Genomic DNA, 13690 nt, shown 5'->3' with positions numbered 1-13690 from the left:
GGTTATTCCGGTCCCGACCAGACGAACGTACCTGCTCTCAGGTCCCGTAGCGCCTGCTCGATCTCTTCTCTCGTATTCATCACGAAGGGGCCGTATCGCGCGATGGGCTCGTTCAAAGGCTTGCCTGACACCAGCAGGAACCGAACAGGACTTTCAGCGGTGACGACCTTGACGTATTCGCCGTCGCCCCACACCACGAGTCTCGTGTGTGATACTTGTCTTTGATCGTCGTCGGCAAATGCAGCCTCGCCTTCAAACACGTAGGCGAAGGCGGTGTGGCCGCGGGCGATCTGATGGGTGAAAGAGGTGTGAGCCGGAACGGAAACGTCGAGATATACCGGATCCGCGGCGATCCCGCTAACCGGACCTTTTACGCCGCCTGCTGTGCCGGTAATCACACGGATCCTTGCTCCGCCTTCGATCTCGACCGCGGGAATCTCGCTGGCTTCAATACCCTGATAGCGCGGTCTGGACATCTTGAGCTTCGCCGGGAGGTTGACCCAGAGTTGAAACCCGTCGATGCCTTCGGGTCGGACTTGAGGCATCTCCTCGTGCATGATGCCGCCGCCGGCCGACATCCACTGAACGTCGCCCGGGCCAATGCTCCCGGCGTTGCCAAGGGTGTCCCGATGATCGACGGCGCCTCGCAGCACGTAGGTGACAGTCTCGATTCCTCGATGAGGATGGAGCGGGAAACCGGCTTCATAATCTTCCGGTTTGCTATCCGCGAAATGATCGAGCAACAAGAATGGATCGAGATAGTCCAGGGTCCGCGTGCCGATGCTTCTCTTGAGTTTCACTCCCGCTCCTTCAATGACCGGTTGTGGCTCAATGATGTGTTCGACTCTTCTTTGAATCGGACTCACGTGTCTTCTCCTTGTTTGATCGAGTTGGAAAGCGTCCCAGTTCTCTTGGCAACAGAATAACGCCTTTGTGGCGATAGCGGAATTACGAACGGCTCCTCTGGGCGCGGCTCTTGTCACCCTTCGGTTAAGTTACTTCCTTCAAACCCGCTGATACGCTGGCGGAGATCTTCCGGCACGGGCGCCGGCTTCAACGCCTTCGGGTCAACGCATACGTATATAGAGTTCGCCGAATTGATCAGGCGGTCTTCGCCTTCGGGGTAGATCTCGAATTCGAAGGTCAGGCTGGTCGTTCCGATCTTCGAGACGCGAGTGTGCACCTGTAGAATCTCGTCGAAGCGCGCCGGCGATTTGAACACCATCGTTGTGCGAGCCAGTACCGTGTCCACTCCAAGCGCGAGCAGATCTTTCCACTCGTAGCCAACCGCGCGGAAATACTCGGTCCACGCAACGTCGTAGTAGGTGAGGTAGTTGCCGTTGAACACGATGCCCTGCAAGTCGGTGTCGGCGAAGCGGACGCGGATGTCGTGATGGAATCGAAAGTCTGATTTCACGGAGCGGCATGATGCCTGAAACACGACCAGCAAATCAAACGCGATTGATTCGTCAGGTCGGCGCTGAAGAATTAGACGCCGCTTGGTGAGCCGAAGTTCCCGCGTGCTGCCGCCCTACACCATGACTTTCTCTTTGTGCTATGCTGACCCGCGCTCGGGTCGAGCAACTTCCCCGGAGGTCTTCAATCGTGATCGTTCCTCTCAATGAATACGACTTCTTGAAGCGCGCATTGGTCGCGCATTCGAACAAAGAAGCCGTCGTTTGCGGCGACACCCGGCTCACTTATCGTCAGTTCGGCGAGAGAGTCAATCGATGGTCAAACGCGATGAGCGGTCTCGGCATTCAGAAGGACGATCGCGTGGCTATGCTTTCTCAGAATTGCCATCGCGTGCTCGAGGCTTTCTTTGGCACCCCGCTTTTGGGTTCGATATTGATGCCGCTCAACTTTCGCCTGGTGGCCGGCGATTTCGAGTACATACTCAATCACGGCGGGGCGAAGGTGCTGATCGTGGAAGAGGGACTCACCGGTCTTATCGATTCGATTCGCGACAGGCTTACGACAATCGAACACTTCGTCGTGGCCAGCGACGACTCGAAGGCCGCCGAAGAAGGCTGGCTCGACTACGAGACGCTGCTCGCCGAGGCATCACCCGAGTCTCCGCCGCCAGTCGATATCGATGAAAACGAAACGTCGGCGCTGCTGTACACTTCGGGCACCACCGGCCGTCCAAAGGGCGTAATGCTCACGCATCGCAACCTCTACATCAACGCGATCAACTCGATCTGCGAGTTCGGTATTCACGAACGCGATGTCTATCTGCACACGCTCGCGCAGTTTCACTGCAATGGTTGGGGCGTCGGTTATGCCGTGACGGGAATGGGCGGGACTCACGTGATCATTAAAAAGTTTGAGCCCGCCGCGTTCTTCGATCTGGTCGCGCGTGAGCGGGTCACGTTTGCGTGCATGCCCCCGACGATGATCAACATGGCTCTGAATCACCCGATGAATGCAGCGATGCTCGACGGGTTGCCGCGCGGCGTACGCGTAGGAACGGCCGGCTCGGCTCCTCCACTTGCGACGATTCAAGGCGCCCAGGAGAAATTTGGTTGGCAGGTGATTCAAATCTACGGTCTGACTGAGACCGCGCCTTTCCTAACCGTCAGCAAGATCAAACCTCACATGCAAGACTGGTCCGCCGATCAAAAAAGCCGGGTGCAAGCAAAGACCGGCTACCCGATGATCGGCGTCGACATACGAGTCGTGGATGACCACGGCCGCGATGTGAAACCAGACAGCGGCGAAGTGGGCGAGGTAATAACTCGCGCGAACGTGGTAATGAAAGGCTACTGGCGGCAGCCGGAAGCGACCGATGCGGTGATCGTCGATGGATGGTTTCACACCGGCGATATGGCATTGTTGGACAGCGAGGGTTACATCGAAGTCGTCGATCGAAAGAAGGACCTGATCATCTCGGGCGGCGAGAACATCTCGTCGATTGAAGTCGAGGGACTTCTTTACAAGCACCCCGCGGTGCTGGAAGCCGCGGTGATCGGGGTGCCCGACGAACGCTGGGGCGAGACAGTCTGCGCGCTTGTTGTGCTGAAGTCCGGCGCGATTGCGAGTGAAGAGGAATTGATCGAGTTTTGCCGCGCGAGCCTGGCTCACTTCAAGTGCCCGCGCCGCATTCAGTTCATCGAAGCTCTTCCGCGAACGGCCACCGGAAAGATTCAAAAGAACGTCTTGCGCGATAAGCACTGGAGCGACAAGGCAAAGCGCGTGGGTTAGTCCAGCTCGAGAGGTTCAGAAGCGTAAGACAATGCCTGCCGAAATAAGCGCGTTGTGTTGACGGTCACTCAACGCTTGAACGTTGAGAGGCGGAAGTTCAGAGTAAAAGTCGCGCACCTCGCCTCTGATGCTCAAAATTGAACGTACCTTCACATCAAGACCAAAGCCGAAAGCGAAAACCACATCGGTCTTGCTGTTACGGTCCGCGACGGTTTGATTGTTCACCGTGGTATCGCCTTCGCGGAAATGCGCAAGCCCAACTCCCATCGTAGCGAAAGGCGAATACTTACCACCCGGTAGCAGTTTGACCTTGATGCCGGGGGTGAAGAAGATCGACGAGTAGCTGTTCGGAGAAAGCGCGTTTGTAGTTTTGATCTTGGTGCGCGGCGTACCCGCGAACGGAACTTCAAAGTAGAGCGCGGCAAGCCGCGCATCGAAGAGGCGCTGGGCGTAGTTGAACTCATATGTGAAGCCGGTGCTGAAACGCAGGAAGCCGGGTTGCGGCAGATCGAATCCACGCTCGCCAATCTTCAGAACTCCCGACGTGAAGGCAACTTCATGCTTTTGCGCCAAGGTTGACTCGGCGCCCAACAGCGTCACCGCCAAAACTAATACTAGTCTCATTCTCATCTGACTTCTGACCTCTGACCTCTGACTTCTGATCTCTGACCTCAGGTTCATCATCGTCCCTCTTGAAAAAAACCAACGAGCGTGCGGTTCACTTCTTCAGACTTCTCGGTGAAGAAGACGTGGCCCGTTGCTTCGAATTCGATCAACCGCGCGCCGGGTATGCGGCTGGCGATCAGGCGCGAGTTGCCTGGATCGACCAGCGTGTCTTCTTTCCCGGTGAGCACCAGAGTCCGGTGAGTTATCTCTGAGAGCCGATCAAACGTTTCGTGTCCCATCACCGCGCCGAGCTGGAGCAAATAAGACGACTTCGGTTGATTGTTGTTCGCCATCACCGCGAGAGTTTCCTCGATAAGCTCAGGCCGCTCGGTGACTGTCTTCTTCGCAAACAGCAGCGGAACCGAACTGCGGAGCGCTTCGGCCCGCGGCATCTCTCGCGACTCGTTGAAAATGCGAACCGCCCACTCGGGCGAGCGCACCGCCGTGCGCGGGCCCGCGTGAGTGCATGCGAGCACCAGCCACCGTACCTTCTTCGGGTGGCGAAGCACAAGCTCTTGCGCAACCATTCCCCCGAGCGATACCCCGAACACGTGGGCGCTCTCGATGCCCAGCGCGTCCAGCAACGCCGCTGTATCGTCAGCCATGTCGGCGATCGTGAAAGGTTCTTGCGGCTGATCGGAGCGGCCGACGCATCGGTTGTCAAATGAAATCACCCGGAAGTGTGGCGACAACCCATCGACTTGTGCTTTGAATCCATCGCTGGTGCTGCCGAGCCCGCGAATAAGGAGCAGAGGTTCGCCGTCGCCGTGCAGCTCGTAGTAGATATTGAGGCGGGCTGTCTGAATGTTTGGCAAAGACTCCTCGTAAGACGGTCGGCCGTGAATGCGGATTCAGTACTCGGTTCAATACTCGAGCTTGCCCTGATACATCATGTCCTTGATTTTGTAACGCGAATCGAGCTTGTAGGTCGAGGACAGCTCGGAGACGAAATGGATATCCTCGGTTGCCTCGGTGATCAAGGGCTTGCCTTCGACCAGGCGGGGGAAGACAAGACGCGCGCCAAACCCATCGCTTTTAGGCGACTGGTACTCCTCCAGGAAAACGCGCTTGCCCCCGACCTGCAAGTAGGTGTTGTTCTTGAGATCCGCGGTTGTGCGATTATTGAGTAGCGCCCGCACCTGCTCGATCTCTCCCGTCGACTCAGTAGAATCAAAGTCCACCACGACCAGAATAAAGTCACGAAATTCATTGGCGACAAACGCCTTGAGTTGATCGGCGAACTGTTTCGGGAGCTGCCCTTTCTGCTTCAACTCTATTGCGCGCACGAAGGCTTCACGAATGGGCCTGGCCGAGAGGAAGCGAATGCGAAAGTTGACTCGTCTCAGGTTCGCTTCCGCAGTTTGCTGGGGGCTGAGCCCACGGGGTCCGGTTGAGAACATCTTCGACGTATCGGTGAACGAGTGCGTCTGGCCCCACGGCGATTGGTTGAGCACTTTCAAGGCTTCCTTGTCTGACCACTCGGCGTACGGTTTCTTGTCCCACTGCGCCGGCGCGGTCACTGAGAAAAGCAAAAGCAGAACGGGTATGCTTAGTATCAAAAAACGTCTCGAGAGATTCATAGCTTATCCCCCATAGCTGTCTTCAGCCGGCCTGCCACGTTGCGTGAGCCGGGACAGACTGCCACTGAACAAGCGTCCTTTCCTTTCCTGGCGCGATCTGGCCGCGAATCAAAGCTCAATACTCTAGCTTCCCCTGGTACATCATCTCTTTGACCTTGTAGCGCATATCCAGCTTGTAGGTCGTGGAAAGCTCGGAGTAAAAGTGAATTTCGTCGCTTGCCTCGGTGAGCCAGGGCTTGCCATCCACCAGGCGAGGGAAAACGAGTCGAGCGCCAAGCCCGTCGCTTTTCGGCGACTGATACTCTTCGAGGAAAACCTTGTTGTTGCCGCTCTGAAGATAGGTGCTGTTCTTTAGATCCGCCGTGGCTCGGTTATTGAGCAACGCCTGCACCTGCTGAAATTCGGTTTTGGCCTCGGATTCGCAGTCCACCGTCACCACAACAAAGTCGTTGAATCCGCTAACCACGAAAGCCTTGAGCCGGGCCGCAACTTGTTCGGGTATCGCGCCCTTTTGTCTTAGCTCTATGAGCCGGGCGAAGGCTTCGCGAACGGGCCTGGCTGACAGGAAGCGGATGCGAAAATGGACGTTGCGTACGCTTGCATCTGCGCTTGGCGTTGTTCTCGCAGTCGGGTTAGCCCCGGGGCCGCTCGAAAAACTTTTCGACATATCCGTAAAGGTGTCTGTCCTACCCCATGGTGACTCGTTGAGCAACTTCGTCGCTTCCTTCTCCGACCACTCGGTGTAAGGCTTCTTGCTCCACTGCGCTGAAATCGCAAGCGGGGACGCGAGCAATAACGCGAGTGCACTGATCACGAACGCGCGGCACACAGGCTTCATGAGACTGTCCTCCAGCGTCTGAATTGTCGAGTGATGAGTAGCGGGTCTCTATGTTTGACCTAAACGAAACCCGAGCTATCATAGCTCGGGTTTCGCGTTCAGTACAACTTTGAATTGAATGGTGGATGCAGATCTAAGCGAGACGGTGGCCGCCATTGGTCATCGTAGTATCAGGGCCGTTGCCGTGCCGGGCATTGCTCCTTGGCGTTTTCTTGGGCTCATGACGCTTTAGATTCCAATTGGCGAATCTTTCTTTGCAGCTTCTCATAGTCCGCGTCGGCGTGCGCCCTGGTTCGATCCATCTGATCCGCGAGCTTATCGCCCAGTTGGATGAATCCACTCTTTACCTCGTATTCCAGTGCGTCAAGTCGAGTTTCTACGGTACCGACTCTCGTTTCTAACGCATCAAGTCGGGTATCTAACGCATCAAGTCGGGTTTCTATCGCATCAAGTCGGGCGTTGAGCCGCTTGTCTAAGTCTTGAAGTAGTCTAAACACCGCCATGATCGTCGCCTGAGTTGTTTTGTCGTCTTCTTTATCTGCCAGGTTGTGAGTAAGGTCGTCGTTGCTCATTTTTCTTTCTCGCTTCAGAAAATTTCCAGCTCGTCTATGAGCCGACCCAGGATGGATAAATAGTGACATATTATCTTTGCTCGAGCAAGTAACCGCGCGTTACGCACGGAACATTGGCACGAATGCCAGCCGGCTTGTTCCGCGGCCCGGCTGCCGCCAAGGTTGTCGCTTGCAGACAAGCGACGCGCGTGGCAGATCACGGCCACATACGCAAGGGCCGAGCGTTTTCGTGTAACCCGGGCAGGGCCGAAACCGTCCTTGCCATTCGCCAACCTTACCAATTCTGGACTATGCTTGCAGTTCGCCGATCATCCGAGGTTCAGAGTCCAAGCTTTAGCTTGCCGGTTTCGCGCAACCTGAAGGTTGAACTCTGAACATCTCAACCATCGTGCCGCTCTGCCACAAAAGGAGACCCTATGAAAAGACTCTATGCCCTTGTTTTCTTCCTGGCGTTGTGCGCGCCGCTCACTGCCGCGGGCGGCGAGGCCAGACTCATTCGCTACCCGCATTATAATCACGGAAAAATTGCCTTCACTTACCTTGCGGACATATGGACCGCCGACGAAGACGGCAAAAACATCAAGCGCATCACCGCCAACAAGGCGCGCGACGTCTATCCGCGCTTCTCGCCGGACGGGAAATGGATCGCTTTTTCTTCGGACCGCAACGGCAATGCTGACGTCTTCCTTGTTCCGAGCGAAGGGGGCGCGGCGAAGCAACTCACTTTTCATTCCGCCGACGACACAGTGCTGGGGTGGACGCCTGATTCACGCGCAGTCTTGTTCGCTTCGAGCCGCGGCGACGACTTCACCGGAAAGCTCTACACCGTTTCGATCGAAGGGGGAATGGAGCGCAATGCAGGCGCCGATATGGGAGTGAACGCCAGCTACTCGCCCGACGGCAAGAAACTCGCGATCAATCGGAAGGGTCAGTCTTACTGGCGCAAGTACTATCGCGGCGCCATGCAGACGGATGTCACCGTGATGGATATCGCGTCCAAGAAGTTCACCGACCTTACCGACTTCGACGGGATAGACTCGTGGCCGATGTGGAGCACCGATGGCTTCATCTACTTCGTGAGCGATCGCGAAGGCAACGGGTTGACCAATATCTGGCGAGTCGCCGAAGCCGGCGGAAAAGCCGATCGCGTCACTTCATTCAAGACCGGTGACGTGCGCTTTCCGGCGATAAGCGCGGACGGAAAGGTAATAGTCTTCGAGCACGACTTCGGCCTGTGGAAACTCGACGTGGCCAGCCGAAAAGCCGCGCTGATCAAGCTCGACATAGCCGCGGAGACCCAGGAGAACCTGGCTGAAGTCCGAGACTTCAACTCGCAAGCTGACGATTACGACCTCGCGCCTTCGGGACGCCGCATAGCCTTCTCTATTCACGGCGAGATCTTCACCGCCCCGACTGAAGAAGGCGACCTTCGCCAGATTACCGACAGCCCCGCGCGGGACAAAGACCCCGGATATTCGCCCGACGGCAAGTGGGTCGCTTTCACCAGCGACCGCAGCGGGCGTGAAGAAATCTATCTCATTGCGGCGGACGCGACTGGCGAGCCGCAGAAGATCACCGATCTCGACTCGCTGAAGTTTTCGTTCATCTGGTCGCCGAACTCCAAGGAGATCGCATTCACGGCTTCGGACAATAAGCTCCGCAAGTACGCCGTTGACTCGAAGCAAACAATCGAGCTCGCTTCGTCGAAATACGGCAACATCGGAGGGCCGGTATGGTCGCCCGATGGCAAGTGGATCGCTTTCTCGAAGGCCGACTACGTTCGAACCTCCGATGTTTATCTAATCCCTTCGAGCGGCGGCGAAGAGCGAAAGGTCACCTTCGACTCTTTCAACGACGTGAATCCGCAGTTCACTCACGATGGCCGCAAGCTTTACTTCGTTCGGACTGAAGCGGGATTGGGCGGAGGCGGGCAACCGTCGGCGCAGATCTACTCAGTCGCGCTGGAACGCGAGGAGCGCGACCCAGCCGATCCTGAGGACCGTCCGGAAGGCGACTTGCAGGATCAAAGCAACGACGCGGTCGCGCGCCGCGTAGCCGGCGCTCAGCGCACCGCGCCGCCGAAAGACATCAACATCGACTGGGCCGGTCTCAAGCGGCGAACCAAACAGCTAACTCGAATGCCGTTCGCGGTGTTCAACTATGCTGTAGCTCCGGATAACCGCACGGTTGTATTTGTCACAACTGAACCGGCGGGCATTCGCTCTATTCCGGTCATCTACTCGATACAAGAAGACGGCAGGCGATTGGCCCGCGTTACCGCCGGCGAGCCGCCTTCGACCGATGACGCCGGCGGGCCGGGCGGCGGATTTGGAGGTTTTGGCGGAGGCATCAACAGCCTCAACATCGCGCGTGACGGCCGCACGCTTTTCTTCAAGGAAGGGAGTTCGATCTACTCGGTCTCGATTGCTCCCGCAACCGCCGGCTTTGGGTCCGGCGCGCCCGCCGCGCCTGCCGCGGCTGCATCGGGCGGACGAGAGGGCGCGCGGCGGCGCATCAGCTTCACTGCCCGAGTGAAGATCGACAAGTCGACCGAGTGGGCGGAAATGTTCGACGACGCGTGGCGCACGATGAAATATCGCTTCTACGACGCGGGGATGCACGGCAAGGACTGGGACGGCGCGCGCGCGAAGTATCAACCGCTCGTTGAATTCGTAGGCGACCGTCAGGAGCTTCTGAACATAGTCAACGAGATGATCGGCGAGTTGAACGCATCGCACACCGGCGCCGCCCCGCCCCCGCGCGGTCGTGATGCCGGCGGAGTTTCCACTTTCCACCTGGGTGTCGAGCTGGCCGCCGATGACACCGCGGGCCGCTACAAAGTCACTCACGTTTATGAAGAAGGGCCGGCCGACAAAGACTGGGTCAGGGTGAGCGCGGGCGACTATCTGATCGCCATCAACGGCAAGCCCGTAAAAGCGGGAGACAACTACTGGGCGATGCTCAATCATCGGCTCAACCGCAAGATCGAAGTCACCTTCAACAACAAGCCGTCCGAAGAAGGCGCGTGGAAGAGCCGCATCGAACCGGTTTCGTCGCAGGCTTACAGCCAGCTTCGATATGAGCGATGGGTTAAGGATCGCCGCGCGATGGTGGACAAGCTCTCGAACGGGCGCATCGGATACCTGCACATTCAATCGATGAATCAGCCTTCGCTGCGCCGCTTCGAAAAGGAGCTGCGCGAAAATCGCAACAAGGAAGCGGTGATCATCGACGAGCGCTGGAACGGCGGCGGCAACATCGAGCAGGAGCTGCTGGCCCTACTTGTGCAGCGCGAGTATCAGATATGGCAACCTCGCGGCACTGAAGCTACCGGCCGGCCGTTCGCAGGATTCTTCGGACCGAAAGTGGTGCTGCAGAATTGGCGTTCGGCTTCCAACTCCGAGATGTTCCCGGCCGGCTTCCGCGCTCTCGGATTAGGCAAGGTGATCGGCACCCCAACGACGGGCGCGGTGATCGGCACGGGGAGCTATTCGTTGATCGACGGCTCTACGGTCCGCACGCCGGGCGTTGGAGTGTTTCTCGCCGATAAGAACCGGACGAACATGGAGAACTACGGCGTGAAGCCCGACATCTTCGTCGAGAACTCGCCTGAAGACAACCTGGCAGGCCGCGACCGGCAGATCGAAGTGGCCGTCCAAGAGTTGTTGAAGGAAATCGGCTCGAAGGCTCAGCAGGCTAGAAAGGAATAACAAAGCCTCTCAACACAAAGGCACCGAGACACGAAGGCGCGGAAGGTCCTTCGTGCCCTGGTGCTTTGTCTTTATGGGAGATCTCATTCGCGGTGCTTGGTGGTTCCTCCACCTTCGTTCTATTATCGCTACATCGGTAACTGAAATGGCTCAAGTAGTCACTCCACGAGCAATGACAATTCGAATTTGAGGATGCGTTATGCGAGGCAAAACCGTATTGATATTGTTTCTGGCTGCAGCGAGTCTGACGCCCCAACCCGCCCGAGCCGCCGTCGTTCCCGCCCTCAACATTTCAAAGCTGGCAGCAGAAGCCAGTCTCATCGTTGTCGGCGAAGTTAAGTCGCTTAGCGAAGAAGAAACCGGCGATTTTGATATTGAAGGACAGATGCGAAAAGCTCGTCGTCTGGCCGGCGTCTTGCGCGTCGACCGAGTCATCAAGGGAATAGCGGATGCGGAAGTTTCCTTCAGATCATATATGCCTTTGGACGACTTCTCAGGCTTCGCGACTGTTCAGGCCAAGCACTTCGGCATGTTCTTTTTTCGAGCGACGGCCGAGGGGCTTGGTTTTGTTTCACCCCACTATCCTTCGATCCTTGCCGTCCGCGAAGGGTGCTCGACTAAAAACACTCCGATGAGCGGCCGCGAAATCGGACGAATCGCGACAGAGATAGAGTGCATTCTCAAGTCTCCGGTTGCCATTCGCCGCGACCTGGTTACCGCTATTGAATACTTTCGCACTGTTCCAGCGGCCAACGCGATTCCTGCTCTTAAAGCTGCTGGCCCCGAGCTGACTTCGCCGCTTGATGTGCTGGCGGCCTCCGTACTGCTTCAGCATAACGACCTGTCAATGCTTCCGCTCGTCGAGAAGTCTTTGCGGAAATCCTCAAAGCTCTTTGTGCAGGCTGAAGGCTCGCAATGGGAATTCGTTTTGAGCGCAGCGTTGACCTATATCAAAGATCCGGCGGCAATACCTGCGTTGAGTCGGTTGATGTCATCACCGGACGAGCAGACCCGCCGTGACGCGGCTGGAGCGCTTCGCAAAATCGGGACTGAAGCGGTCATCGCACCGCTCTCAAAGGCGCTTTACGACGAGGATTGGGAAGTGCGATGGAAGGCCGTGATGGGTCTCGCAGGCGTAGCCCGGTCGGATGAAGATAATGAAAGCTGGTATCCGTCTCACGCCGCATTCAAACAGAACGAGCAGCATTACCTCGACCATTGGCGGGAGTGGGTGAAGAAGAAGGGAATCGAGTTGAAGACGACGGATAAGCTGTAGTACAAGCCTTACGTTTGGTCCACGCTACAAAACCTATCTTGCGAGAAACCATGAAAAGAAAATCGCGCGAACAATACAAACCTAAAGATGACAAAGCAACAGGCGGGATGGACCGCCGCTCCTTCGTAAAGCTCCTTCCCGCCGTCGGAGTAGCCGGTCTTGCCGCGCCGCATTTCGATGTGGCGGCGGCCCAAGCAATTCAACAACCGCAGCAGCCACAACCGCCGCAGCGCATCACGAAGGAAATGCTTCACGCCGCCGAACAGTTGATTGGCATTGAGTTGAACGACGCGCAAGAGACGATGGCGCTTCGAGGAGTCAATCAAGCTCTCACGGGTTACGAGACCCTCCGTAAGATCGATATTCCACTCGACACCGAACCGGCCACTGCGTTTCATCCGGCGCTGCCCGGGAAAAAGTTTGACTGGAAGCCAGTCAAGTTCAAGCTCACCAAACAGGAGATTCCGAAATACAACTCGCTCGAAGAGGTCGCATTCTTCACCGCAACGCAGCTCGCCGAGCTTGTTCGCACACGCCAGGTCACGTCTACGGATCTCACCAAAATGTACCTCGCCCGATTGAAGCGCTACGGTCCGAAGCTGCTTTGTGTCGTAACGCTCACCGAAGATCTCGCATTGAAACAGGCCGCCGAAGCCGATCGTGAGATCAAGAGCGGCAAGTATCGCGGTCCGTTGCATGGAATTCCGTGCGGTGTCAAAGACCTGTTCGCGACTAAAGGAATCAAGACGACCTGGGGCGCCGAGCCTTATCGCGATCAGATGATCGACTACGACTCGACGGTGGTCGAGCGCTTGCGCGAAGCAGGCGCGGTGTTGGTGGCCAAGCTTTCGATGGGAGCGCTCGCGCAGGGCGGCCGCTGGTTCGCGGGCGTGACCCGCAATCCGTGGCAGGTGGACGAAGACCGAACTGGCTCGAGCGGTTCATCGGCGGGACCTGCCTCGGCTACCGCCGCCGGTCTGGTCGGGTTTTCAATCGGAACTGAAACTCTGGGTTCGATCGTGTCACCGGCGACTCGCTGCGGGTGCGCGGGGCTCAGACCGACTTACGGCCGCGTGAGCCGCTACGGCGCGATGGGATTGAGTTGGACGATGGATAAGATCGGCCCGATCTGTCGCGGCGTCGAAGACCTCGCCGCCGTGCTTGCTTCGATCTACGGCCCGGATCAACGAGACATCACCGTTGGAGACGCACCCTTTAACTGGACCCCCGAGGTTCCGCTTTCAAAAATGCGGTTAGGTTATCTGAAAGCCGAGTTCGAAGGCGGTGATAACGAAAAGCAGAAGGCTCTATACAAGGAGGCTCTGGACGCATTGAGAACCGCAGGCGCCAAGCTCGAGCCAATCGAGCTGCCCAAGTTCTCGACGGGGTCGTTGCGCGTCATCCTCGTTGCCGAAGCAGCAGCAGCGTTTGATGACATCACCCGCGACGGCCGCGTCAATCAACTCTCCGGCCAGGCGCCGGGCGATTGGCCGAATTCGTTCCGCACATCGCGCTTCATCCCGGCGGTCGAATACATCCGCGCGCAGCGAGCGAGGACGCTGCTTATGCGCGAGATGGACAAGCTGATGTCAAAGTGGGACGTGTTCGTCTCGCCCGCCCCTGGCAGCGCGAGTTTGCTTGTGACAAACCTGACCGGCCATCCTCAGGTGTGTGTGCCGTGCGGCTTCATCGACGGCTTGCCTCGATCGATCATGTTCACTGGTGGTTTGTACGACGAAGGCTCACCGTTGAGAGTAGCGTTGGCATTCGAGCGCGCGACGATGTGGCACACGATGCACCCAAAGATGGATTGGGCGTGATAACGTTGCGAAGGTGCCCACAAG

At 57.4% G+C, this 13690-nt stretch carries 11 protein-coding genes; 4 read left to right on the top strand and 7 right to left on the bottom strand.

Annotation, left to right across the window (positions count from 1 at the left end):
• Positions 1 to 2: 2 nt before the first annotated feature.
• Together AABO57_21960 and AABO57_21955 are read right to left on the bottom strand one after the other, a co-directional pair.
• A complete protein-coding gene (locus AABO57_21960) occupies positions 3 to 866 on the bottom strand; it encodes a pirin family protein (protein ID MEK6288391.1) in 864 nt (287 codons plus the stop codon).
• 113 nt (positions 867 to 979) lie between these two features.
• Positions 980 to 1417, bottom strand: coding sequence for a thioesterase family protein (locus AABO57_21955; protein MEK6288390.1), 438 nt, complete (start codon positions 1415 to 1417; stop codon positions 980 to 982).
• 188 nt (positions 1418 to 1605) lie between these two features.
• On the opposite strand from AABO57_21955, the gene AABO57_21950 reads away from it, so the two are divergent.
• Positions 1606 to 3204 carry a fatty acid--CoA ligase gene (locus AABO57_21950; protein ID MEK6288389.1) on the top strand — a complete coding sequence of 533 codons (1599 nt, stop codon included), beginning with the start codon at positions 1606 to 1608 and terminating at the stop codon, positions 3202 to 3204.
• A 15-nt stretch (positions 3205 to 3219) separates the two neighbouring features.
• On the opposite strand, the gene AABO57_21945 is transcribed toward AABO57_21950, so the two are convergent.
• The 5 genes from AABO57_21945 to AABO57_21925 form a co-directional block, all read right to left on the bottom strand.
• Positions 3220 to 3828 carry a hypothetical protein gene (locus tag AABO57_21945; protein MEK6288388.1) on the bottom strand — a complete coding sequence of 203 codons (609 nt, stop codon included), beginning with the start codon at positions 3826 to 3828 and terminating at the stop codon, positions 3220 to 3222.
• Between the two features lie 56 nt (positions 3829 to 3884).
• Complete coding sequence (locus AABO57_21940; GenBank protein MEK6288387.1) at positions 3885 to 4685, bottom strand: alpha/beta hydrolase; 801 nt, start codon at positions 4683 to 4685, stop codon at positions 3885 to 3887.
• 48 nt (positions 4686 to 4733) lie between these two features.
• Positions 4734 to 5450, bottom strand: coding sequence for a hypothetical protein (locus AABO57_21935; GenBank protein MEK6288386.1), 717 nt, complete (start codon positions 5448 to 5450; stop codon positions 4734 to 4736).
• Positions 5451 to 5565: 115 nt separating this feature from the next.
• Positions 5566 to 6288, bottom strand: coding sequence for a hypothetical protein (locus AABO57_21930; protein MEK6288385.1), 723 nt, complete (start codon positions 6286 to 6288; stop codon positions 5566 to 5568).
• A gap of 218 nt (positions 6289 to 6506) precedes the next feature.
• The gene (locus tag AABO57_21925; protein ID MEK6288384.1) at positions 6507 to 6860 is read right to left on the bottom strand and encodes a hypothetical protein; all 354 of its coding nucleotides are present in this window, start codon (positions 6858 to 6860) and stop codon (positions 6507 to 6509) included.
• A gap of 416 nt (positions 6861 to 7276) precedes the next feature.
• Here AABO57_21925 and AABO57_21920 point away from each other — a divergent pair, with 416 nt between their 5' ends.
• The 3 genes from AABO57_21920 (at position 7277) to AABO57_21910 (ending at position 13666) form a co-directional block, all read left to right on the top strand.
• Positions 7277 to 10570 (top strand): S41 family peptidase, encoded by a 3294-nt coding sequence (locus AABO57_21920; protein ID MEK6288383.1) that lies wholly within the window; start codon positions 7277 to 7279, stop codon positions 10568 to 10570.
• A 199-nt stretch (positions 10571 to 10769) separates the two neighbouring features.
• Positions 10770 to 11846 carry a HEAT repeat domain-containing protein gene (locus AABO57_21915; GenBank protein MEK6288382.1) on the top strand — a complete coding sequence of 359 codons (1077 nt, stop codon included), beginning with the start codon at positions 10770 to 10772 and terminating at the stop codon, positions 11844 to 11846.
• A gap of 50 nt (positions 11847 to 11896) precedes the next feature.
• Positions 11897 to 13666: an amidase gene (locus AABO57_21910; protein ID MEK6288381.1), complete on the top strand. Its 1770-nt coding sequence runs from the start codon at positions 11897 to 11899 to the stop codon at positions 13664 to 13666.
• Positions 13667 to 13690 lie beyond the last annotated feature (24 nt).

The sequence above is a fragment of the Acidobacteriota bacterium genome (genome assembly GCA_038040445.1).
Classification (GTDB): Bacteria; Acidobacteriota; Blastocatellia; order UBA7656; family UBA7656; genus Onstottus_A; species Onstottus_A frigus.
The sequence above is the reverse complement of the archived record's forward strand: the minus strand, read 5'-3'. Positions and strand labels throughout refer to the sequence as shown.